This window comes from Streptomyces sp. NPDC004610 (assembly GCF_040609715.1).
Lineage (GTDB): Bacteria > Actinomycetota > Actinomycetes > Streptomycetales > Streptomycetaceae > Streptomyces.
Genome location: NZ_JBEXLA010000014.1, coordinates 150781 through 171315, shown reverse-complemented (window position 1 = coordinate 171315; position 20535 = coordinate 150781). Strand labels below are relative to the sequence as shown.

Here is a 20535-nt window from a genome sequence, read left to right as displayed (position 1 = left end):
TGAGGCAGGCGGGCACCCACGAAAGGACAGCGCATGAAGCTCGGGAAGGCACTCGTCGGCGCAGGTCTGACCGGCCTGATGGTCGCCGGGACCATGGCCGTGAGCGCGGCTCCGGCCGCGGCGGCCAGCACCAACTACTACGTCCAGACCGTCTGGGGGAACGACGGCGGAGACGCGTGGAACAAGTGCTGGGCGGAGGCCAGCAGACGCCAGGGAACGCTCCCGTACCACACGTACTACTACTACTGCGCGGGCGGGCCGTCCTGGAACTCCGCCAACCTGTGGCTGGAGAGGAAGTGGGCGTAGGCCCGGAAGTGAGTGCGGGTCCCTAGACGACCGCACCCGGCGCCCCGCGGACAACGGCTCCTCGTTGTCCGCGGGGCGCTGTCCGTCACCGGGCCGCCTACGCCCCTGGATCGAGAGGCGACAGAACGGGCGCCGGGAAGCCCTTTTCCGGACAGGCTGGTTCCGATGGTCGAAGCGGGCTCCGGGCGCGGTGGGTGCGGGGCCCCGATGGATGCGTCGGCCTACGACATGAAGGCGACGAACGCCTGCCACGCTTCGGGCCGGACCGTGAACGCCGGGCCGTTGTCCCGCTTGGAGTCACAGACACCGACCGAATGCCGACCGGCGGTGGGCGCGGCGACCTTGACGCAGTTGTTGCCGTTGCCGCTGTAGGAGGAAACGGACCAGTCGCCGTCAGGGGCGATGTCCAGGGCGTTGAGGGCCATGTCTCAGATCTCTCGGGATAGTTGATGCAGGAACTTCGGCGTCTCCGCGACGGGGAGAGCACCATCCCGCAAGGCGTCGAACCTGCGGGAGAACATCCACACCTCAGAGTCCTTGTCGCTGAGGTTGGAGGCACCGTCGTACGTGTCCATCTGGACAGTTGTCGGGATGGGAGCGGCGAACTCCAGCAGGGTGAAATCGAAAGGCGCTCGATAGGTGGGACTCGCGAGCGGGAGAACCTGGATGGTCACGTTGTCGAGTGCGGTCATGTCGGCCAGATGCAGGATCTGGGCTCGCATGACCTCGCGGCTGCCCATCACCCTGCGGAGCACCGCCTCATCGAAAATGGTGCGGATCTCCACGGGGTTGGGCCGCGTCAGTATGGCCTGGCGTTCCATACGGAGTGCGACGCCGCGTTCCATGAACTCGGTGGTGCGCTCCTCGACCGGCTTTCCTGCCGCGAACAGCGCTCGCGCGTAGCCCTCGGTCTGGAGCAGACCAGGGACCACATCAGGCTGCCACGTCTTCATCGACTTGGCGCCGTCCTCCAGGCCGATGTACTGCGCCATCCCGGACGGCATCGTCCGGGCGTACATCGACCACCATCCACGGCTCAGGCCGTCACGGTGGATGCCGACGAGGAAGTCGACATCCTCCTGGTCCACGACTCCGTATCGCTCCAGCAGCGCGACGAGATCCGCTGCCCGGCGGAACGCCGAGGTGCCCTTCTCGACCCGGTAGAGCTGTGAGTCGGAGATATCAAGGCCGCTCACCGCTTCCCTGAGGTTGGTGAAGCCCGCCTTCTTCCGCAGGCGTTCCAACTCCAGCCCGAGCTGCACGCGCCTGACCGTTGGTCCTGTCGGAGCGGCCACATTGCCTCCGTTTTCAAGTCCACCAGATTCTGCCCCGAGTCCGGTGCGGCCAGTCGAGAGCCCATCGAACTCCCTTGAGAGTCCGCCTGGTCGTCCCGACGGCCCGTCACCGCTCGGCTCCAGCCCGGAGTCTGCCACTCTCAGCTCACCTTGCAAAGTCCAGTCCGCATGACTCTCGAATATGCCAGTCAGAGTGAAATCTTCAGTTCGACTTGCATCGCAACTCTCGCATACGACAGCCTTGTTGAGCCACGGGAACCGGAGCAACGACCCGCGTGCACTCCCGACAGAACGGACGGAGCCCCCCATGTCACCGAGCGCTGCACAGACTTCCCGACCAGGCCAGGACCACGGCGAGGCATGGGTGCTCGACCTGCCCCGCACCAGGAGCCTGCTGGACGAGCGGATCGCGGTCCTGCCACGCGAGCCCGGGAGCCCGCCTCACCCGCACAACGCGCATCGCGTCGGCATCCTGCGGCGGATCGCAACCGCGCGGCTGCGGCTCGCCAGGCTGGAGGAGCTGATCGCCCCGGCCGGTCTCGTCGTGTCCGAACTCCTGACGAACGCGCTGCGGCACAGCGGTACCCAGGAGATCCGTCTCGTCCTGGGCATCCGGGACGGCTTCCTCTGCGTAGTCGTCATCGACGGCATGTCCGGTGCGGCGAAACCCCGGACGTCGGTGGACGAGGACGCCGAGTGCGGCCGGGGCCTGCTGATCGTCGATGCCACCGCCCAGGAACACGGCGGGACCTGGGGAACCACCCACGACGGAGCACAGACCTGGTGCCGGTTCGCCCTCCCCGGCACACACCGGTCCACGCCGCCGTCACACCGCACGACAACCACCACCAGGAGCAACCCATGACGAACCCCCCACCCGTCCACGGCCCCGACTGGTTCACCGCCCCGCCCCGGCGCCGGATGGGCGTCCACGCCGTGATCACGCGAGGTACCCGCATCCTCCTGGTCACCAAGCCCTACCGCGCCGGCGACTCCGCGTGGAGCCTGCCCGGCGGCTCCGCCGCGCCCGGCGAGGCGCCGTCCGACGCGCTCCCCCGCATCCTCTCCGCGCGGCTGGGTCTGACGGCCACCACCGGCGACCTCCTCGCCTTCGACTCCGTCCCCGCCAGGGAGAACGAGCACTACGAGGGCCTCAACTTCGTGTACGCGGTCCGCCTGCCGGGCGGCGCCGAGCCGGTCGTCACCGCGAACGGGCGTCTCGGTGAGGCCCGGTGGGTCGAGCGCGCCGCCCTCGGTGAGCACGCCGCCGGTCACCCGCTGCGACGCATCGGGGCGAGCCTCGCCGCCCGGGACCACGGCCACGCGGCCGAGCTGTACCACGGGGTGCCCCGCACCCGATGACCTCGGGCGGGAGCCCTCCCCCACCCGCCTACGGCAGGATCGACCCGGCGGCCCCTCCCCGCCGTCCCGGCCCCCGACCCAAGGAGCACCCCACGTGTCCCCACGCCCCCCGGTCCACGCCCCGGCCCTCTTCCCCGCCCTCCGCGAGGCCCCGCCCGCCCGGCCCGCCCTCCGCTTCGGTGCGCGTTCCCTCACGTACGGGGAGCTGGCCGGGGCCGCCGGTGCCGTCGCCGGGCGGGTGCGGGGGGCCCGGCGGGTCGCCGTGTGGGCGGTGCCCGTGCTGGAGACCGCCGTCGCCACCGTCGGCGTGCTCGGCGCCGGTGCCGCCGCCGTGCCGCTCAACCCCCGCTCGGGAGAGAAGGAACTCGCGCACATCCTCACCGACAGCGCCCCGGACGCCGTACTCGCCGCCCCCGGCACCGAACTCCCCACCGCCCTCGCCGGGCTGGAGCGGATCGACGTCGACGCCCGCGCCGAAGCCCCTGCCCCGGACGACGACACCGACCCCGCCGCGCCCGCCCTCGTCGTCTACACCTCCGGCACCACCGGCCCGCCCAAGGGCGCCGTGCTGCCCCGCCGGGCGGTCACCGCCACCCTGGACGCGCTGGCCGACGCCTGGCGGTGGACGGACGCCGACGTCCTGGTGCACGGGCTGCCGCTGTTCCATGTGCACGGGCTGGTGCTGGGGGTGCTGGGGCCGCTGCGGCGGGGCGGGGCCGTACGGCATCTGGGGCGGTTCGACACCGTGGGCGTGGCCCGGGAGCTGAACGACGGGGCGACCATGCTGTTCGGGGTGCCGACCATGTACCACCGGATCGCCGAGGCCCTCCCGGGCGAACCCGAGCTGGTGAAGGGGCTGGCCGGGGCGCGGCTGCTGGTCTCCGGGTCGGCCGCGCTGCCCGTCCACAACCATGAGCGCATCGCCGCCGCCACCGGCCGCCGGGTCGTCGAGCGGTACGGCATGACCGAGACCCTGATGAACACCAGTGTCCGGGTGGACGCCGAGACGGTCCGCGCCGGGACCGTCGGCGTCCCGCTGCCCGGGGTGGAACTGCGGCTGGTGGAGGACGACGGGACGCCGGTCCCGGTGCTCGACGGGGAGAGCGTCGGGGAGATCCAGGTGCGCGGGGCGAATCTGTTCACCGCGTACCTCAACCGGCCCGAGGCCACCGCCGCCGCGTTCACCCCCGACGGCTGGTTCCGCACCGGCGACATGGCCGTCCGCGACCCCGACGGCTCGGTCCGGATCGTCGGCCGCAAGGCCACCGACCTGATCAAGAGCGGCGGCTACAAGATCGGCGCCGGGGAGATCGAGAACGCCCTGCTGGAGCACCCCGGGGTGCGCGAGGCCGCCGTCACCGGGGAGCCGGACCCCGACCTCGGGGAGCGGATCGTCGCCTGGATCGTGCCGACCGACCCGCAGAACCCGCCGCCGGACCAGGAACTGGCCGACCATGTGGCCCGGCGGCTCGCCCCGCACAAACGGCCCCGGGTCGTCCACCACCTCGACGCCCTGCCCCGCAACGACATGGGGAAGATCATGAAGCGGGCCCTGCGCCATGGCTGACCGGCTCTCCGCCCGCGCCTTCCTCGCCCTGCTCACCGACGATTTCACCGAACTCCCCCACCCCACCGGCGAGTACGCCCCCGACGGCCCCCTCGCCTGGGACGGCTACGGCGCCGCCCGCGCCCGCGCCGCCGCCCGCACCGGCGAGACGGAGTCCGTGGTCTGCGGCACCGGCCGGGTCGAGGGCACCCGGGCGGTGCTGATCGCCTTCGAGTTCGGCTTCCTCGGCGGCTCACTGGGCGCCCGCACCGGCGACCGGCTGGAGGCGGCGTACGCGTACGCCCGGGAGCGGCGGCTGCCGGTCGTGCCGCTGATCGCGACGGGCGGCAGCCGGATGCAGGAGGGCATGGTGGCGCTCACCCAGCTCCAGCGGGTGGCCCGGCAGTCGGAGCTGACCCGGCGGGCCGGGCTGGCGCAGATCGCCGTCCTGCGCGACCCGACCACGGGCGGCGGCTGGGCCACGCTGGGTGCGGGCGCCGATGTGATCCTGGCACTGCCCGGCGCGCAGGTCGGCTTCGCCGGCTCCCGAGTCCGCCCACCGGACACCGACCCGACGGCATACACCGCCGAGGCCCAGCTAGCGGCAGGCGCAGCGGACGCGGTGATCCCGGCGGGGGAGCTGCGGGGGGTGATGGGGCGTTGGCTGCGGCTGCTGGGTCCTGGGCGGGAGGTTGGGGAGGCCGGGTATGACGCCGGGGACGCCGGGGACGCCGGGTATGACGCCCCGCGGGCCGGGTGGGACGCCGGGCGGGAGACCGGGGAGACCGGGCAGGACGCCGGGCAGGCCGGGCGGGACGGTCAGGACGCCGGGGACGCCGGGCGGGAGACCGGGGAGGCTGGGCGGGACGCCGCGAGCACCGGGCGGCACGCCGGGCAGACCGGGCAGGAGACCGGGGACGCCGGGCACGAGACCGGGCAGACCAGGCGGGACGCCGCGAGCACCGGGCGGCACGCCGGACAGGCCGGGCAGGACGCCGGGCAGGCCATGCAGGAGACCGAGGGGACCCGCAAGCGCACCCCCGCCCCACCACCCGCCCCGCTCGGCGCCACCGCTCTCCCCGTCACCGGATGGGACGCGGTCGTCGCCGCCCGGGACCCGCGTCGCCCCCGTGCCCGCCAGTATCTGGACGCCTACTTCAGCGAGCGCGCGGAGATCAGCGGCGACCGCTGCGGCGGCACCGACCCCGAGGGCATGCTGTGCGGGTTCGGCACCCATGAGGGCCGTACGGTCGCCTACGCGGCGCAGACCGGGGCGGCGACCCGGCCCGCCGGGTACCGCACCGCCGCCCGGCTGATCCGGCTGGCCGGCTGGCTGGGCATCCCGGTGCTGACCCTGGTGGACACCCCGGGCGCCGCCAATGACGCGGCGGCGGAGCGGCAGGGGGCGGGCGCGGCCATCGCCGAGGTGTTCGGCGCGGTGGCCGCCGCGCGGACGCCGGTCACCACGCTGGTGATCGGCGAGGGCGGCTCGGGCGGGGCACTGGCCCTCGCCGCGCCCGGCAACACCTACGCCACCCCCGACAGCTACTTCTCGGTCATCGCGCCCGAGCTTGCCGCCCAGATCCTCAAGCGGGAACCGGCGCAGGTACGGGCCACGGCGGACCAACTCCGCATCCGTCCACAGGACTTGGCCGAGCTGGGGATCGTACGGGAGGGGGCCGTGGACCGAACAGGCGATCAGTTGTTCCCTGGAACAGGTGATCGTCGCCCTTGAGGGTGCCCGGGGCTCATGCGGTTGACGATACTTACGGTGCGCAAGCGGCGGGATGCATACCGCAGTTGAGCGCAGGTCCCACACTCATGCGCAGCAATGCGTCATCGCAAGGAGAACGCACGATCATGAACCTTCTCACCGACATCCTCGCCGGTCTCCTCCACTTCGTCGGCTGGCTGGTCTGACGGTTCGAAGAGTCACGCAACGAAGGCCGCGCGGCGCCGTCCCCCCGTCCCAGGGTGGCGGCGCCGCCGCATGTCCCGCACGCCCGGGGGGTGTTCGGCGGGACAGCGGCAAGTGACCTCCGCCAGAATGGAGTGCGTCGGAGCGGCACAACAGGGGCACGGGGAGCGGACGGCGTATGGACAGTCTCGTGGAGTTCAAGACCGAGGACGGCGCGCTGATCGTGGTGGAGGGCGATCCGGACGACCCGGGCGCCCGGCTGATCTCCCGGGGCGACTCCCCCGCACAGGCCGCCCGCACGTTCGAGAGCGCACTCACCGGCGTGCGCGCCGCCGCCGAGTCCGCGCTGCGGGTGTTCCGCGACGGCACCCTCCAGCCGGACGCCGTGGAGCTGGAGTTCGGGGTGAAGCTCAGCGCGGAGACCGGGGCGGTCATCGCCAAGGGCGCCGCCGAGGGCCACCTCATCGTCAAACTGACCTGGACACCGGGCCCCCTCACCCCCGACGCCCGCGACACCGACCCGGCGACGGCCCGCTGAGGCCGGTGGCGCCATGAGGACGGACGCCTGGCACGCCAGGATCGACTGCGGCAGGGAAGTCGGCGCCGGTTTTCTGATCTCCGCGCGCCGGGTGCTGACCTGCGCCCATGTCGTCCGGTTCAGCGAGACGGCGGAGGTCACCGTCCGGTTCCCCGGCCGCGCCGACCTCGGCGCCCTCACCGCGTCCGTCGCCGTGCACGGCGGCTGGCGGGGCGGCGCCACCGACCCGGGCGACCTCGCCGTACTGGAGCTGGAGCGCGCGGTGCCGGTGACCCCGGCCGCGTTCGCGCCGCCCGGCGCCGAGGGGCGGGGCGCGGAGCTGGTGGCGTACGGCTTCCCCCGGGGCTACGACGAGGGCATGGTCGCCTCCTACCGGGCGCTGCCCGGCCCGCTGATCTCCGGCGAGTGGGTGCAATTGGAGGCGCTGACCGGGCACGGGCAGCCGCTGGCGGGCGGGTTCAGCGGGGCGGCGGCCACCCTGGCGGACGGCAGGGTCGTCGGGATGGTCACGGCGGTCGCGGGCGGCCCGGACACCCGGGTGGGCCGGATGCTGCCGACCGAGGTGATGGCCCGCCACTGGGGCGGCCTCGGCGAACTCGTCCCCACCGACGGCCACTGCCGCGAACTCCGCCACCGGCTGTACGGGCTGGTCCGCCGGGCCGAGCGGGCGGGGCTGCCGTACCGGCCGGACCAGGTGTACGTGGACGCCGTGGGCGAGTTCGGGCCACCGCTGCCGGAGGGCGGCTTCGGGTCGCTGGAGCGGGTGGCGGCGTATGTGCAGTGGGAGGTGGCGGACGCGGAGGCGGTACCGAGACTGGCGGACCTGCTGGAACGACTGCTCGCCCCACGACCGCCCGCGGAACCCTCGGAGCCCCCGCCCCCGGCCTCCCCGCCGCCCACCGACTGGTCGCCCGCCGACTGGTCGCCGATCGTCGTCGAGATCGAGCACAGCGGCGCCGGTGCCGATCAGGTCACCGTCGAGGTCTTCGCCTACCGCGACGGCCACCGCCGCCCGGTCGGCGCGCGCCGGCTGCCGCGCGGCGGGGTGCGGGCCTATGTCCAGGAGCGGATCGACGAGGCGTTCACCCAACTCTCCCCCGGCGCGGACGAGTTGCTCACCTTCGTCCTGCCGCGCGATCTGCTGAACGAACCGGTGGCCCGCTGGGCGCGCGGCGCCGACGACTCCACCCCGCTGGGCTGCGCCTACCCCCTGGTGGTCGCCGACCGCTCCCGGCACCGCAGCGGCGGCCATCGCCACCAGCTCGCCAAGAAGTGGCAGAAGCTGGACGCGGAGGGCGGCACCGCCCCGCACCGGGTGGCCTGCGACACCTCCGAGCACCCGCCCAGACTGCGTCATCGGCTGCGCGGCCCGGAGGTCGTGATGGCGGCGTACGCCACCGCGCCCGGCGCCGCGGGAGCGCACTTCGAGGTGGGGCTGCTGGCCCCCGTACCGGTGCTGCTGTGGCCGCGCGCGGGCTGTCCCGGCCTCGGGCACCCCGGCGACTGCGCGGGCACCGCCTTCCTGGACCGGGTCGCCGAGTCCGTCACCGGCGTCCCGCCCGCGCAGCTCCCCCGGCACCTCCTGGACCTGCGCGAGACGGCCGCCGCGGCCGACGAACCGGACCAGCACTGGGCGTACGACGTCCAGCTGATGTGGGACGACCCGCGCCGCTTCCCGGAACCGACCGCCTGCGACCACTCCCCGGTGGCCTGAACCGATGACCGGCACCGAGGAAACGAAGGAAAACGAAGGAAAACGAAAGAAAGGGACGCGCGATCCATGCCCCTGTGGCCCGTCTACACCGGCACCGGCGAGCCGCACGACGGCATCGACAGCCTGCCCGACCCCCCGCCCTGGCGTGCCTTCGACGGCGGTCCGCCGCTCGATCCGCCCGGCGCGTCCGACGACTCCTCGGCCGGTTCCCCCGACCGCACCCATCGCGCCGAGACCTACCGGGCCACCGCCGAGACCGTGCAACTGGTCAACGCCGCCCTGTATCTGCGCCGCCCGCTGCTGGTCACCGGCCCGCCCGGCACCGGCAAGTCCTCGCTGGCCTACGCGGTCGCCCGGGAGCTGCGGCTCGGCCCGGTGCTGCGCTGGAACATCACCAGCCGCAGCGCCCTGCACGACGGGCTGTACCAGTACGACCCGCTGTCCCGGCTGTACGCGGCCCGCAGCACCCGGCCCGACGACGGCGAGGGCGAGAGCGAGGGCGTGGAGAACCATCTCCGGCTGGGCCCGCTCGGCACCGCCCTGCTGCCGCACGTCCGCCCGCGCGCGCTGCTGATCGACGAGATCGACAAGAGCGACCTCGATCTGCCGAACGATCTGCTGAATGTGCTGGAGGAGGGGCAGTACGAGATCCCGGAGCTGGTGCGGGCCGCCCGGCGGACCCCGACGGCCGAGGTGCTGGCCGACGGCACCGACGCCCGGGTCCCGGTGGAACGGGGCCGGGTGCGCTGTCTGGCGTTCCCGTTCGTGGTGCTGACCAGCAACGGGGAGCGGGAGTTCCCGCCCGCGTTCCTGCGCCGCTGTGTCACCCTGCGGCTGCGCCAGCCCGACGACGAGCATCTCGCCGGGATCGTCCGCGCCCACCTGGGCGAGCCCGACGCGTACGCGCGGCGGCTGATCGAACGGTTCCTGTCCCGGGTGGGCGGCGGGGAGCTGGCCACGGACCAGTTGCTGAACGCCATCTATCTGGCCGGGGCCTCCGAGCTGGACGCCGGGTCGCTGGACGAACTGGCGGAGCGGCTGATGCCCTATCTGGGGCAGAACCCGGGGACTGATGCCTTCTGATGCCTTCCGACGGCTCCTGCTGATGCCTGCTGACCGGCCGGGCGGTACCGAAGGGGCCGCCGCCGCCCTCCTCGCCCGGCTGGCCGACGCCCTGGCCGAGGCGGGTTCCGGCGACCGCCCGGCCCCGCGCGAACTGGCCGAACTGCTGTGGCTGGCGGGGCGGATGGAACCGCCCTCGACCCAGTCCCCGACGCCGACTCCGACCCCGGTCCCGGCCCCTGGCGACGACAACGCCACGCCCGACCGGCCGCCCGTGCCGGAGCGGCAACCGGAGGTGTCCCCGGCCCCCTCTCCCCCTCCCCCGCCGGAACGGCACGGAGCCGACCCCCGCGTCCCCCTCCACCTCCCCGGCCCCGCCGGGGATCCCGGGCCGGGACCCTCCGCCTCGGGGCCCCGGCATGTCTCCCTGCTCGCCCCGGCGCCGCCCATGCTGCGCCACCCGCTGGCGCTGCAACGGGCGCTGCGGCCACTGAAGCGGCGGGCGGACGCCCCGGTGGGCCGGGAGCTGGACGAGCGGGCCACCGCCGACCGGATCGCCCGGCTGGACGCGGATCCGCGCTGGTGGCTACCGGTGCTGCGCCCCGCGCGGGAGCGCTGGCTGCGGCTGCATCTGGTGCACGACACCGGCCCCACCATGCCGCTGTGGCGCCCCCTGGTCCGTGAACTGCACCGGGCGCTGGCCCAGTCGGGGGTGTTCCGCACGGTCACCCTGCACGCCGCGGGCCCCGACGGCTCGGTGCGCGGACAGGCCGCGCACGCGCCCGCCGACGGCCGGACCGTGACGCTGGTGATCAGTGACTGCATGGGCCCGCAGTGGCGCCGGGGCCCGGCGGGCGACCGCTGGTACCGGACGCTGCGCCGCTGGGCCCGGCGGATGCCGCTCGCCGTGCTCCAGCCGCTGCCGGAGCATCTGTGGCGGGACACGGCCCTGCCCGCCGTCCCGGGCCGGCTGAGCGCCCCGCACCCGGCGGCCCCGGCCGCGTCCCTGACGTTCACCCCGTACGACCCTCCGGAGGCCGGGCCCGGCGCCGGGGTGCTCCCGCTGCCGGTGCTGGAGCCGGACGCGGGCTGGCTGGCGAACTGGGCGGCGCTGGTCGCCGCGCCGGGCGGCACCGGGTTCCCGGCGGCGGTGGCATCACTGGGCCCGGCGCCGCCGGACGGGGACGGCGACCGTACGGATCTGACCCGGCTGACCCCCGAGGAACTGGTCCGGCGGTTCCGTTCGACCGCGTCGCCGGAGGCGTTCCGGCTGGCGGGGCATGTGGCGGTGGGGCGGCCCGCATTGCCGGTGATGCGGCTGGTGCAGGCGGCGGTGGAGCCGGATCCGCGCCCGCAGCATCTGGCCGAGGTCGTCCTGAGCGGCATGCTCACCGCGGTCGCGGGCCCGCCCGGCACGTACGCCTTCCGGCCCGGCGTCCGCGCACTGCTGCTGCGCGGGCTGCCGCGCAGCGACCGGGGCCGGACGACGGAACTGCTGGCACGGGTCGGCGGTCTGATCGACAGCCGGGCGGGCCGCGCGCCGGGCGAGTTCGCGGCGACGGCCCCGGCGGCGGACGGCACGGCCCCGGCACCGGACGGCGAGGCGTTCGCCACGGTGAGCCCGGGGAGCGTACGGCGGCTGGGAGGTGGGGCGGGAGGGCCGGGAGGGCCTGAGGGGCCGGGACCGGACTGGCCGGAGGGGCTGGCGCGGCGCTTCCGGGCGGTGCGGCGGCTGACGGCGACCGGGCCGGTGTGGCAGGTGACGGGATCCAGGCTGAAGCGGACGATGGCCCTGCGGACGTACGCGAGGGTCACCGACCCGGCGCGGGGCGCGGCGTTCGAACGGGACGCCCTGCTGCTGCGGAAGGTGCGGCACAACCATCTCGTGGCGGTCCACGGCCATGGCATCGAGGACGACATGCCGTATCTCGTCATGGAGTTCGTGGAGGGTCTGGCCCTGGGCGGTCTGGCGGCCCCGTACGGGTACCGGCTGCCCGTGCCGCTCTTCGTGTCACTGGCGGGGCAGCTCGCGAGCGCCCTGAAGACCCTGCACGCGGCCGGGCTCACGCATGGCGGCGTCATCCCGTCCCGGGTGGTGCTGCAACCGGACGGGGCGGTCAAGCTCAGCCCGTTCGAGCCGGGGCGCGGCTCGGGTCCGGCGGAGCGGTCGGAGGATCTGCGGGCCCTGGGCGAGCTGCTGCTCCAACTGGCGTGCGGGACGTCCCGGGTGCACCTGCCCATCGAGCCGTCGTCGCTGACCCATCTGCCGACGCCGCTGCGGGCGCGGTGCGCCGAGGTCCTGGATCAGTTGATGTCCCCCTCGCCCAGGACCCAGGCCGAGGGCAGGGACCGGCTCATCGCGTGGGACGGGGACGACGCCCGGGACTGGTACACCCAACGCCGCTACCTGCTGCTGGGGCCGGTGCGCATGGGGAGCGGGCCCGCTCTGCCACCCGTCGACCAGGCCATGCTGGCGATGCTCCTGTTCCAGCACGGCCGCACGGTGACCCATGACGAACTGCGCCAGGGCATCTGGGACTCCCCGGACGAGCCCGGGAACACGGTCGAGACGCTCGATGTGATGGCCGCCCTGCTGCGCACCCTGCTGGGCCCCGAGGCCGCGCTGTCCGCCCGCCCCGACGGCTACGCCCTGCACATCAGCGCCGACCACCTGGACGTCACGCACTGCGAGGACCTGGTCTGGCGGGCCGAGCGCAGCCGCACCGGTGGCGAACTCATCCGGGCCCACGCGGAGATCGCCGAGGCCCTCGCTCTCTGGCGCTCCGACACCCCTCTGGAGGGCGTCCCCGGCCCCGCCGCCCGTACCGCCCGCGCCCGGCTCGTCCAGCTCCGGCTGGGCCTGCTGCGCACCCGCGCCGAACTCGACCTCGACCTCGGCGAGGTGGAGCGGGCCGCCGCCGACCTCGCCGTCCTGGTCGACGCCCATCCCTCCCACGAGGACTTCCGCCGCCTGTATCTGATCGCCCTGCGCCGCCGGGGCCGGGGCCGGGAGGCCCTGGAGGTCTTCGAGGAGTACGAACTCTCCGGCGGCACCAGCCCCGACCTCCTCGCCCTCGGCCACGAACTGCGCGAGGAACTCGGCGAGGAGGGTGCGGAGAGGGAAGACAGCCAGGAGAACGGCGAGCACCCGCCGGACACCCTCCTCGTGTTCCAGTTCACGGACGGCGCCCGGGCAGCGGACCTGCACGCGCTGCTGGGCCGGGCGCTGACCCGGCTGGTCGCGGCGGCCGGGCTGAGCCAGGCGGCGTTCCCGCCGCGCGCCCACGCCGGGGGCTACTCGCTGCCGTGCGGGCCGGGCCGTCCGGTGCCCGACCTGCTGCGCACGGCGGTCGAGGGCTTCCCGGGCCTGCTGCGGGAGCTGGGCGGGGCCCGGCTGGGCCTCGCCCATGTGACGGACGCCGAGGACTGGGCCGAGGCCCTCACCGCGCTGGACCGATCCGAAACGCAGGGCCTGATCGTCGTACCGCCCGCCGTGCGGGCGCGGCTGGACGGCGGGCGCGGGCCCCTGCCCGTCATCCTGCCGGAGCGGTCGAAACCGTTGCCGCCGGTCCGGGGACCGTACCCGCTGCCTCCCCACCTCCCCGAACCGCCGCACGCGGCCCCCTCCAGCAGCGTGACCCGGACGGTGGTCCGCACCGGGGACCGGTACTACGAGGTCGATCTGACCGAGCGCCGGAGCGTGCTGGAGGAGTCGGTGCGCTGGGACGCCTCCCGGCACTCCCTCGGGGCCCGGGGCAGCGCGGTGTGGCGGATCGTCCACCCGGAGACCTATGTACGGGAGGGCCGCGCCGACGCCGAGCGGGTACTGCGGACCCATCTGAGGGACGCCCTGCGCCGGGTGACGCTGCGCGGCTTCCCCACCGACGCGGCCCTCGCCCAACGGCTCTCCCCCGACGCGGTCCCCGGCTGCACCGTCCGCTGGGACATCGCCCTGCGGTTCGCGCCGCCGGTCGTCAGCGCCCAGCGCGCCCTGCGCGAGGTGGACGCCGTCCTGCTGTTCTTCGACGGCACCCTGACCCGGCTCTACGAACCGGAGGAGCAGACCGACGCGGCACGGCGGCTGGCCGAGGTCGTGGTGGAGCGGCGCAGCGCGGCGGACGCCCTCGCGGGGGTGCCGCTGCCGCACCCGGACGGCACGGTCGCGCGCCAGCGCAGCGAGCGCCCGCACCCGCTGGACCTGCTGGACGCGTTCCGGTTCACCCCGTACGGCGTGGAGCTGCATGTGCGGCTGGCGAAGATCGAGGAGGCCGCCGCGCGCCGGGCGGAACCGGCCACCGACGCCGTGGCCTGCGTCCGGACGCTGACCGGGCGGGGGCTGCGGGTGGGCATCGTCGGGGACACCTCCGACGACGCGCTGTGGACCTTCGTCGACCGGCACGAACTGGAGCAGTTCGAGGCCATCGAGGGCCGGAACGACCGGCGCACCCCGCTGCCCCCGGAGCCGGACATCCTGACGCGGGCCATCGAGGAACTGCGGGTCCCGGCCTCCCGGTGCCTGGTGATCGGCTCGGCGGCGGCGGAGCAGCGGGCGGCGACGGCGGCGGGCGCGTCCTTCCTGGGCACGGATCTCACGACGCTGATGGAGGCGGCCCGCACGCTTTGAGGAGGCCCGCACCATCTGAGGAGGGAAGCGCAGGGGAGGGAAGCAGAGGAGAGAGAGGCAGAGGGAAGCTAAAGCGAGGGAAGCAGGGGCGACAAGCAACTCCGACACCCGACAAACGCGATAATTCCCCCATTCAGTGGCCCCCCACCCGGCCCCCCACAGCAGGCGCCACCCCCTTCCCCGGCGGAGGATTCCAGGCAGAGGCCCGCCGCCCGGCGGCCCGCTCCGTGTTCTCGGGAGGATCCGCCATGACCGCCAGCCTGGAGGCGTTGCGCCGCTGCCACTTCGCCGTCGACCTGGGCGCCGCGCGGACCCGGGTCTATGTGAAGGGCGACGGCCTGGTCGTCGATCAGCCCTCCGCCGCCGCCGTGAACACCCGTACCGGCGCGCTGATCGCGGTCGGTGAGTTCGCCGAGCAGATGACCGGCCGCACCCCGCACTACATCCGGGTGGTGCGCCCGGTCTCCGGCGGCACCGTGGTCGACATCGAGATGGCCCAGCGGATGCTGCGCCATCTCCTCGGCGACAAGGTCCGCCGCGCCCTGCGCCGCAAGCCCCGGCTGCGCGCGGCGGCCTGCACCCCGCACGACTCCGACCCGCTCGCCCAGCGCGCCACCATCGAGACCCTGGTCGGCCTCGGCGCCCGCCGGGTCGAACTGGTCGACACCCTGATCGCCGCCGCCGTCGGCAGCGGACTGCCCGTGGAGCAGCCCGAGGCGACCATGGTCCTGGTGTGCGGGGCGGCGGCCACCCAGGTCGCGGTGCTCTCGCTGGGCTCGATCGTCACCGCCAAGCGGGTCCCGGTCGGCGGCGAGGCCGTGGACCAGGCGATCGTGCAGCATCTGCGGCACGCCCATGAGCTGATGCTGCCCAGCCAGTCCGTCCGGCCGCTCCAGCTCGCCCTGTCCGGCAACGGGCTGAACGAGCACGGCCCGGCCTCCACCGAGATCCACGGCCGCGATGTCGCCACCGGTCTCGCCCGCAGCGTCCGGGTGGACACGGCGGCCGTCCGGGACGCCATCCAGACCCCGCTGACCGCGATCCTCGACGGCATCGGCAAGGTGCTGCGCGAGTGCCCGCCCGACCTGGTGGCCGACCTCGTCGACCGGGGGATCGTGATGGTCGGCGGTTCGGCGCTGCTGCCGGGCCTGGACGAGATGCTGCGCCAGGCCACCGGAATGCCGGTGCACATCGCCGAACGCCCCGACATCTGCGCGGTGCAGGGGCTCGGGGCGATGCTGGAGGGCCGGATCCAGCCGCTGGAGCTGAACCCGCTGGGCCCCTGAGAATGCCCGAGGACCCCGCCGCGCCGCTCCCGACCCCGCTCCCGACCCCGCTCCCGGCCCCGCCGCCGACCCCGCTGCCCGCCCCGCTCCTGGACGCGGTCCTCGGCGTCGGCGCCGATCTCGACCTCGCGGGCACCCTGCGCCACATCGTGTCCGGCGCCGCCGAGGTGACCGGCGCCCGGCACGCCGTCCTCGACATGACGGACCCGGCCCGCGACGGCCTCACCGACATCCGTGCCGGTACCGGCACCGGCACCGGCACCGGCACCTGTAAGGCCGCGCACTCCCCCTCCCTCGACGTCCCCATCCACGTCGACGGCCGCCTCTTCGGCCGGCTCCGCCTCACCGGCACCCGTGGCGGCGGCGACTTCACCCCCGCCGACGGGGAACTGCTGCGGCTGCTCGCCGCCCACGCCGGTATCGCCATCGGCAACGCCCGCCTGTACGCGGCGGCCCGGCACCGCGAGCGCTGGATCGAGGGCTCGGCGGCGGTCACCACCGCCCTGCTCACCGGCGAGAGCGCCGACGCCCTGCGCACGGTCGCCGAACGCGCCCGGGTCGTCGCCGGGGCCGCCGCGGGCGTCATCCTCCAGGCCACCGCCGAGGGCGGTATGGAGATCGTCATCGCGTCCGCCCCCGCCGACCCCGGCGACATCGTGGGCACCACCATCGCGCCCGGCAGCCCGGTCCTGGTCCAGCTCCTGGGCGGGGAGCCGGTGTTCATCGACGACTCGGCGACCGACCCCCGGATGACCACCCATGTCCGGCACCGCTTCGGCCCCAGCATGATGCTGCCGCTCCAGGCGGGCGGCCGGCTCATCGGCACCCTCGCCCTGCCCCGCGCCCGGGGCGAGAGGCCGTACACGGACGTGGAACGGCTGCTGGCCACGCAGTTCGCCTCGCAGGCCGCGCTCGCCCTGGTCCTCGCCGACACCCGGCAGCGGCAGGGCCGTCTCGCGGTCTACGAGGACCGCGACCGTATCGCCCGCGATCTGCACGACCTCGTCGTCCAGCGGCTGTTCGCGACGGCGATGATGCTGGAGTCCACCCAGCGCCGCACACCCCCGGCCGATGTCCACGACACCCTCGGCCGGGCGGCGGACGAACTCCAGGCCACCATCCAGGAGGTCCGCACCACCATCTACGCCCTCCAGCAGCCGCCGTCCGAGGCGCCCACCACCCTGCGCGGCAAGGTCCTGCGGGAGACGGCGACCGCGGCGGCGCTGCTCGGCTTCCAGCCGTCGGTGCGGTTCACCGGCCCGATCGACTCCCGCGTCCCGGCGCCGGTCGCGGCCCAGCTCCTGACGGTCCTGCGCCGCGCCCTCACCGCCGCGGCCCACCGCCCGCCGGTCACCCGGCTGGAGATCACCGTCGACACCACGACCCCCCTGCCGGACGGCAGAGAGGTCGTCCGCCTGACCGTACGGGACGACGGCGAGGGCACCGGGGCCAGCGGGGTCACCGGGGGCGGGACCACCGAGTGGCAGTCCCCCCTGTGACGCTCACCCCGCCTTCGCGCCCCGCGCCCCCTCCGCCACCAGCCAGGCCACCACCGCGTCGGCGTCCTGCGCCCGCGCGATGTCCAGCGGGGTCATCCCGTCGTACCCGGCCCGGTCCAGGTCGGCGCCCAGCTCGCGCAACCGGCGGGCGGTCTCCAGCTGCCCGCCGTGACAGGCGCTCCAGAAGGCGCGGTCCAGAGCGTCCCGGTCGGTGTTCTCGCGGAGATACTCCTCGACCAGGTCGCGCAGGCCGAGGGCGGCGGCCTCGTCGAGGCCGACCCGCGCGCCCCGTTCGACCAGATGCCGGGCGGCCCGCCACTGGCCGAAGCCGCAGGCGTCGGTGAGCGGGGAGCCACCGCCGAGGACCGCGCCGGGCGCCTCGATGTCGGCACCGGCCTTCAGCAGCGCGTCGATCGCGGTGACGTCGTTGTTGCCGGCCGCCCAGTGCAGCGGGGTCTCCGTGTGCGCGCCGACGAACCGGGCGCCGGGATCGGCCCCGGCCGCCACCAGCAGGGCGACGACCTCGGGACCGCGCGGGTAGTGACCGGGCCAGTCGGTGGCGATGTGCAGCAGGCTGCGGGTCCCGGCGCGCTCGCTGTCCTCGGCCTCGGCGATCCCGGCGGACGCCAGGTCGGGACGGTCGGCGAGCAGCGCGCGCAGCGCCGCGAGATCACCGGTCCGGATCGCCTCGGTGACCGCGACGGCCAGCGGATCAAGGGAGTTCAGGGTCGTCATGAACACCCAGCTTCCCACTCCGGCCCCCCGAGCAGAACCACGGCTCCGCTCCGCGGCCCGGGACCAGGGCACGCAGCCAAGGCCCTGTCCTACGACTCGGCCCTACCGACCCGGCCCTACGGCCCGGTGGTGGGCCCGATCCCCCGCAACTCCCGTACGTCCCCGCCCAGGCGTTCCCGCAGCCCGGTCAGCAGCGCGGGCTCGGCGCCGACGACCCAGCGGGCGCCGACCAGATAGGTGCCGCCGTAGACACTGGCCGAGTCGAGCCAGGTCTCCTTGAGCCGGTCCTCGGGAAAGGTGGTGATGACATAGCCGTCGCCGCCGGACTCGCAGACGCCCTGGCGCAGTTCGTCCGCGTCGATCCGGATCTGCGCCTCGCACCCGGCCAGCGCGGCGATCACCTCGACCTTGGCGGGCGCCATCACCCCAACCTCGGGCGCCGCGGACACCCGGGGCACCCCGCTCCCCACCGGCTGCGGCCGGACGGCGTCCCCGCCGCACCCCGCCACCAGGGCGAGACCGGCGGCGCCCCCCACCGCGAGCAGCACCGCGCGCACCCGTTCCATCCGAGCCCCTCCGTCCCCCGTCCCTGAACCCCGGGCGTACGACGAGTGGTACGGACCCCGCCCCTCCCGCGTTCAGCCGGTCTAGGGTCGACGGATGACCGAGAACGAGACCGAGACCGAGACCGAGACCGGGAGCAAGACCGGGAACGGGACCGGGAACGGGACCTGGGATCCCGCGCGGCACGGAGTGCTACGGCTGCCCTCCGGACGGCTGGTGCGCGGACGCGCCCTGCGGCATCCGCTGCCGCCGGGGCCCCGGCCCTCGTACGCCCTGTATCTGCTGGGCCGGGCACCGGAGCCGGTGGAGTGGGAGCACCGCTGGGTGCGCTGGCCCGACTTCCGGCTCCCGGCGGACCGGACAGACGCCGCCGCCGCCCTGCGCGAGGCGTGGCGGCGGGCCGGGAACGAGCGGGTGGAGGTCGCCTGCGGCGGCGGCAGGGGCCGTACCGGCACGGCGCTGGCCTGTCTCGCGGTCCTGGACGGCGTCCCGGCCGCCGAGGCCGTCGCCTATGTCCGCGCGCACTACTCGCCGAAGGCGGTGGAGACCCCCTGGCAGCGGCGCTATGTGGCCCGCTTCTCCTGAGCAGCCCGGCCCCGGCCTACGATGGCGGCCTGCGGAGGGGCCGGAAGAGGCCGGGAGAACCCGAAGGAACGAGGAGAGCGGCGGATGCGGCGGCTGGGTGATCTGGAGGCGGAGATCATGGACCGGCTCTGGCGGTGGCGGCGCCCGGCGACCGTGCGGGAGATCGTCGACGACATCAACGAGGAGCGCCCGCTCGCCTACACCACCGTGATGACCGTCGCCAACATCCTCTACAACAAGGGCTGGCTGGTGCGCGGCAAGCAGGGCCGGGCCTGGGTCTACACCCCGGTGCGCAGCCGGGAGCAGTACGCGGCGGCCCTGATGGAGGACGCGCTCGGGACGAGTGAGGACCGGCCGGTGGCGCTCGCGCACTTCGTGGAGCAGATGGACGCCGACGAGATCAGTGCCCTGCGCCGGGCGCTGCGCACGGTGGGGCGGAAGGCGGGCTCGTGAGCCCGGCACTGCCCCTGCTCGGGTACGCGGCGGTGGTGGGCCTGCTGGCCCCGGGGCTGCTGCTGCGCCGCGCGTGGCCGTACCGGGCCCCGGCGCTGGCGGTCGCCGTCTGGCAGGGGCTGATCGTCTCCTTCGTGCTGGCGGTGGCCCTGGCAGCGCACCATCTGGCCGCGCCCACCGAGCATCTGCACGCCGATCTGGTCGGCTTTCTGCACTGGTGCGGTCTGACCGCCACGACCGGGGTGCCGGATCCGACGATCACCGACCGGCTGACGGTCGCCCTCCCCCTGATGGTGGTCGCCGCCGCGCTGGCCGCCGTCGCCGTGGAGCTGTTCCGGGGCCGCCGCGCCCGTGCCCGGCACCGCCGGGTGCTGGATCTGGTGGGCCGCCGTGACCCACGGCTGGCGGCGACGGTCGTCGAGCACGAACGGCCCGCCGTGTACTGCCTCCCCGGCCGGCGTCCGAGGATCGTGGTGAGCGCGGGCGCGCTGCGGCTGCTCTCCCCGGGCCAGTTGGACGCCGTCCTCGCCCATGAGCGGGCGCACATCGCGGGGCGGCACCATCTGGCGCTGGCGGTGACGGAGGCGTTCGCGCGGCTGTGCGGGTGGCTGCCGCTGGCCCGGCATGCGCGGGAGCAGACGGCGGTCCTGCTGGAGATGGCGGCCGACGACCGGGCGCTCGACCAGCACTCCCCGGATCTGCTGGCCACGGCGATGTACGAGATGGCGGCGGCGCGTTCGGTGCCGCCGGGCGCGTTCGCGATGGGCGGCCCGAGCGCGGCGGGTGGCGGGGCCGGGGCGCTGGTGCGGCTGCGGCGGGTGCTGCATCCGCAGCGGCGCCCGCATCCGGTGCTGCGGGCCGCGCTGGCGGTGGGGGCGGCGCTGCCCCCGGTGATCCCGCTGCTCTTCGGCTGCGTACCGACGCCTTTCACCTGAGCCCCGCCCGTCTCACCGTCTCCCCCGCCCCCCGCATTGCACCCTCATCTACGAAGCTACTAAGTTGATGTCTTACTTGTTGACATCGCACTTGTTGACGTCGCACGTGTTGA

The 20535-nt window shown here is 74.6% G+C and carries 18 protein-coding genes; 14 read left to right on the top strand and 4 right to left on the bottom strand.

The genetic code is table 11. The annotated features are described in order from the left end of the window. Positions 1–33 precede the first annotated feature (33 nt). Positions 34–306: a hypothetical protein gene (locus ABZX40_RS18210; protein WP_355731830.1), complete on the top strand. Its 273-nt coding sequence runs from the start codon at positions 34–36 to the stop codon at positions 304–306. A 221-nt stretch (positions 307–527) separates the two neighbouring features. On the opposite strand, the gene ABZX40_RS18205 is transcribed toward ABZX40_RS18210, so the two are convergent. Together ABZX40_RS18205 and ABZX40_RS18200 are read right to left on the bottom strand one after the other, a co-directional pair. Further along, positions 528–731: a DUF397 domain-containing protein gene (locus ABZX40_RS18205; protein ID WP_355731828.1), complete on the bottom strand. Its 204-nt coding sequence runs from the start codon at positions 729–731 to the stop codon at positions 528–530. 3 nt (positions 732–734) lie between these two features. Further along, positions 735–1568 carry a helix-turn-helix transcriptional regulator gene (locus ABZX40_RS18200; RefSeq protein WP_355731827.1) on the bottom strand — a complete coding sequence of 278 codons (834 nt, stop codon included), beginning with the start codon at positions 1566–1568 and terminating at the stop codon, positions 735–737. Between the two features lie 340 nt (positions 1569–1908). On the opposite strand from ABZX40_RS18200, the gene ABZX40_RS18195 reads away from it, so the two are divergent. The 10 genes from ABZX40_RS18195 (at position 1909) to ABZX40_RS18150 (ending at position 17150) form a co-directional block, all read left to right on the top strand. Further along, on the top strand, positions 1909–2466 hold the full coding sequence (locus ABZX40_RS18195; protein ID WP_355731825.1) for an ATP-binding protein: 558 nt from the start codon (positions 1909–1911) through the stop codon (positions 2464–2466). After that, positions 2463–2963: an NUDIX domain-containing protein gene (locus ABZX40_RS18190; protein ID WP_355731823.1), complete on the top strand. Its 501-nt coding sequence runs from the start codon at positions 2463–2465 to the stop codon at positions 2961–2963. The genes ABZX40_RS18195 and ABZX40_RS18190 overlap by 4 nt, the downstream gene beginning before the upstream one ends. Before the next feature lie 94 nt (positions 2964–3057). Continuing rightward, positions 3058–4530 (top strand): acyl-CoA synthetase, encoded by a 1473-nt coding sequence (locus tag ABZX40_RS18185; protein WP_355731822.1) that lies wholly within the window; start codon positions 3058–3060, stop codon positions 4528–4530. Further along, entirely contained in the window at positions 4523–6244 is a 1722-nt protein-coding gene (locus tag ABZX40_RS18180) for a carboxyl transferase domain-containing protein (protein ID WP_355731820.1), read from the top strand. Before ABZX40_RS18185 ends, ABZX40_RS18180 begins: the two co-directional genes overlap by 8 nt. 361 nt (positions 6245–6605) lie before the next feature. Continuing rightward, positions 6606–6965, top strand: a complete 360-nt coding sequence (locus ABZX40_RS18175; protein ID WP_355731818.1) for a CU044_2847 family protein — start codon at positions 6606–6608, stop codon at positions 6963–6965. A gap of 13 nt (positions 6966–6978) precedes the next feature. Further along, entirely contained in the window at positions 6979–8679 is a 1701-nt protein-coding gene (locus tag ABZX40_RS18170; protein ID WP_355731816.1) for a trypsin-like peptidase domain-containing protein, read from the top strand. Between the two features lie 66 nt (positions 8680–8745). Next, entirely contained in the window at positions 8746–9762 is a 1017-nt protein-coding gene (locus tag ABZX40_RS18165) for a MoxR family ATPase (protein ID WP_355731814.1), read from the top strand. Continuing rightward, positions 9752–14365 carry an SAV_2336 N-terminal domain-related protein gene (locus ABZX40_RS18160; protein ID WP_355731812.1) on the top strand — a complete coding sequence of 1538 codons (4614 nt, stop codon included), beginning with the start codon at positions 9752–9754 and terminating at the stop codon, positions 14363–14365. Before ABZX40_RS18165 ends, ABZX40_RS18160 begins: the two co-directional genes overlap by 11 nt. Before the next feature lie 248 nt (positions 14366–14613). Next, positions 14614–15651 (top strand): rod shape-determining protein, encoded by a 1038-nt coding sequence (locus ABZX40_RS18155; RefSeq protein ID WP_355731810.1) that lies wholly within the window; start codon positions 14614–14616, stop codon positions 15649–15651. 2 nt (positions 15652–15653) lie between these two features. Continuing rightward, positions 15654–17150 (top strand): GAF domain-containing protein, encoded by a 1497-nt coding sequence (locus ABZX40_RS18150; protein ID WP_355731808.1) that lies wholly within the window; start codon positions 15654–15656, stop codon positions 17148–17150. Positions 17151–17153: 3 nt separating this feature from the next. Here the strand turns inward: ABZX40_RS18150 and ABZX40_RS18145 are convergent, their stop codons facing one another. Both ABZX40_RS18145 and ABZX40_RS18140 read right to left on the bottom strand, forming a co-directional pair. Further along, positions 17154–17885, bottom strand: coding sequence for an ankyrin repeat domain-containing protein (locus ABZX40_RS18145; RefSeq protein ID WP_355731806.1), 732 nt, complete (start codon positions 17883–17885; stop codon positions 17154–17156). 116 nt (positions 17886–18001) lie between these two features. Then, positions 18002–18451 carry a hypothetical protein gene (locus tag ABZX40_RS18140; RefSeq protein WP_355731804.1) on the bottom strand — a complete coding sequence of 150 codons (450 nt, stop codon included), beginning with the start codon at positions 18449–18451 and terminating at the stop codon, positions 18002–18004. A 94-nt stretch (positions 18452–18545) separates the two neighbouring features. On the opposite strand from ABZX40_RS18140, the gene ABZX40_RS18135 reads away from it, so the two are divergent. The 3 genes from ABZX40_RS18135 to ABZX40_RS18125 all read left to right on the top strand — a co-directional run bounded on the left by ABZX40_RS18135 (position 18546) and on the right by ABZX40_RS18125 (position 20422). Beyond that, positions 18546–19034 carry a protein-tyrosine phosphatase family protein gene (locus ABZX40_RS18135; protein WP_355731802.1) on the top strand — a complete coding sequence of 163 codons (489 nt, stop codon included), beginning with the start codon at positions 18546–18548 and terminating at the stop codon, positions 19032–19034. Between the two features lie 84 nt (positions 19035–19118). Then, positions 19119–19487: a BlaI/MecI/CopY family transcriptional regulator gene (locus tag ABZX40_RS18130; protein ID WP_355731800.1), complete on the top strand. Its 369-nt coding sequence runs from the start codon at positions 19119–19121 to the stop codon at positions 19485–19487. Then, positions 19484–20422: a M56 family metallopeptidase gene (locus ABZX40_RS18125; protein WP_355731799.1), complete on the top strand. Its 939-nt coding sequence runs from the start codon at positions 19484–19486 to the stop codon at positions 20420–20422. The genes ABZX40_RS18130 and ABZX40_RS18125 overlap by 4 nt, the downstream gene beginning before the upstream one ends. Positions 20423–20535: the final 113 nt, after the last annotated feature.

Coding starts and splice junctions, on each gene's coding strand:
- ABZX40_RS18180 (WP_355731820.1), top strand. CDS start 4,523: ATGGCTGACCGGCTCTCCGCCCGCGCCTTCCTCGCCCTGCTCACCGAC.
- ABZX40_RS18130 (WP_355731800.1), top strand. CDS start 19,119: ATGCGGCGGCTGGGTGATCTGGAGGCGGAGATCATGGACCGGCTCTGG.
- ABZX40_RS18195 (WP_355731825.1), top strand. CDS start 1,909: ATGTCACCGAGCGCTGCACAGACTTCCCGACCAGGCCAGGACCACGGC.
- ABZX40_RS18190 (WP_355731823.1), top strand. CDS start 2,463: ATGACGAACCCCCCACCCGTCCACGGCCCCGACTGGTTCACCGCCCCG.
- ABZX40_RS18205 (WP_355731828.1), bottom strand. CDS start 731: ATGGCCCTCAACGCCCTGGACATCGCCCCTGACGGCGACTGGTCCGTT.
- ABZX40_RS18155 (WP_355731810.1), top strand. CDS start 14,614: ATGACCGCCAGCCTGGAGGCGTTGCGCCGCTGCCACTTCGCCGTCGAC.
- ABZX40_RS18165 (WP_355731814.1), top strand. CDS start 8,746: ATGCCCCTGTGGCCCGTCTACACCGGCACCGGCGAGCCGCACGACGGC.
- ABZX40_RS18210 (WP_355731830.1), top strand. CDS start 34: ATGAAGCTCGGGAAGGCACTCGTCGGCGCAGGTCTGACCGGCCTGATG.
- ABZX40_RS18170 (WP_355731816.1), top strand. CDS start 6,979: ATGAGGACGGACGCCTGGCACGCCAGGATCGACTGCGGCAGGGAAGTC.
- ABZX40_RS18150 (WP_355731808.1), top strand. CDS start 15,654: ATGCCCGAGGACCCCGCCGCGCCGCTCCCGACCCCGCTCCCGACCCCG.
- ABZX40_RS18140 (WP_355731804.1), bottom strand. CDS start 18,451: ATGGAACGGGTGCGCGCGGTGCTGCTCGCGGTGGGGGGCGCCGCCGGT.
- ABZX40_RS18145 (WP_355731806.1), bottom strand. CDS start 17,885: ATGACGACCCTGAACTCCCTTGATCCGCTGGCCGTCGCGGTCACCGAG.
- ABZX40_RS18160 (WP_355731812.1), top strand. CDS start 9,752: ATGCCTTCTGATGCCTTCCGACGGCTCCTGCTGATGCCTGCTGACCGG.
- ABZX40_RS18135 (WP_355731802.1), top strand. CDS start 18,546: ATGACCGAGAACGAGACCGAGACCGAGACCGAGACCGGGAGCAAGACC.
- ABZX40_RS18175 (WP_355731818.1), top strand. CDS start 6,606: ATGGACAGTCTCGTGGAGTTCAAGACCGAGGACGGCGCGCTGATCGTG.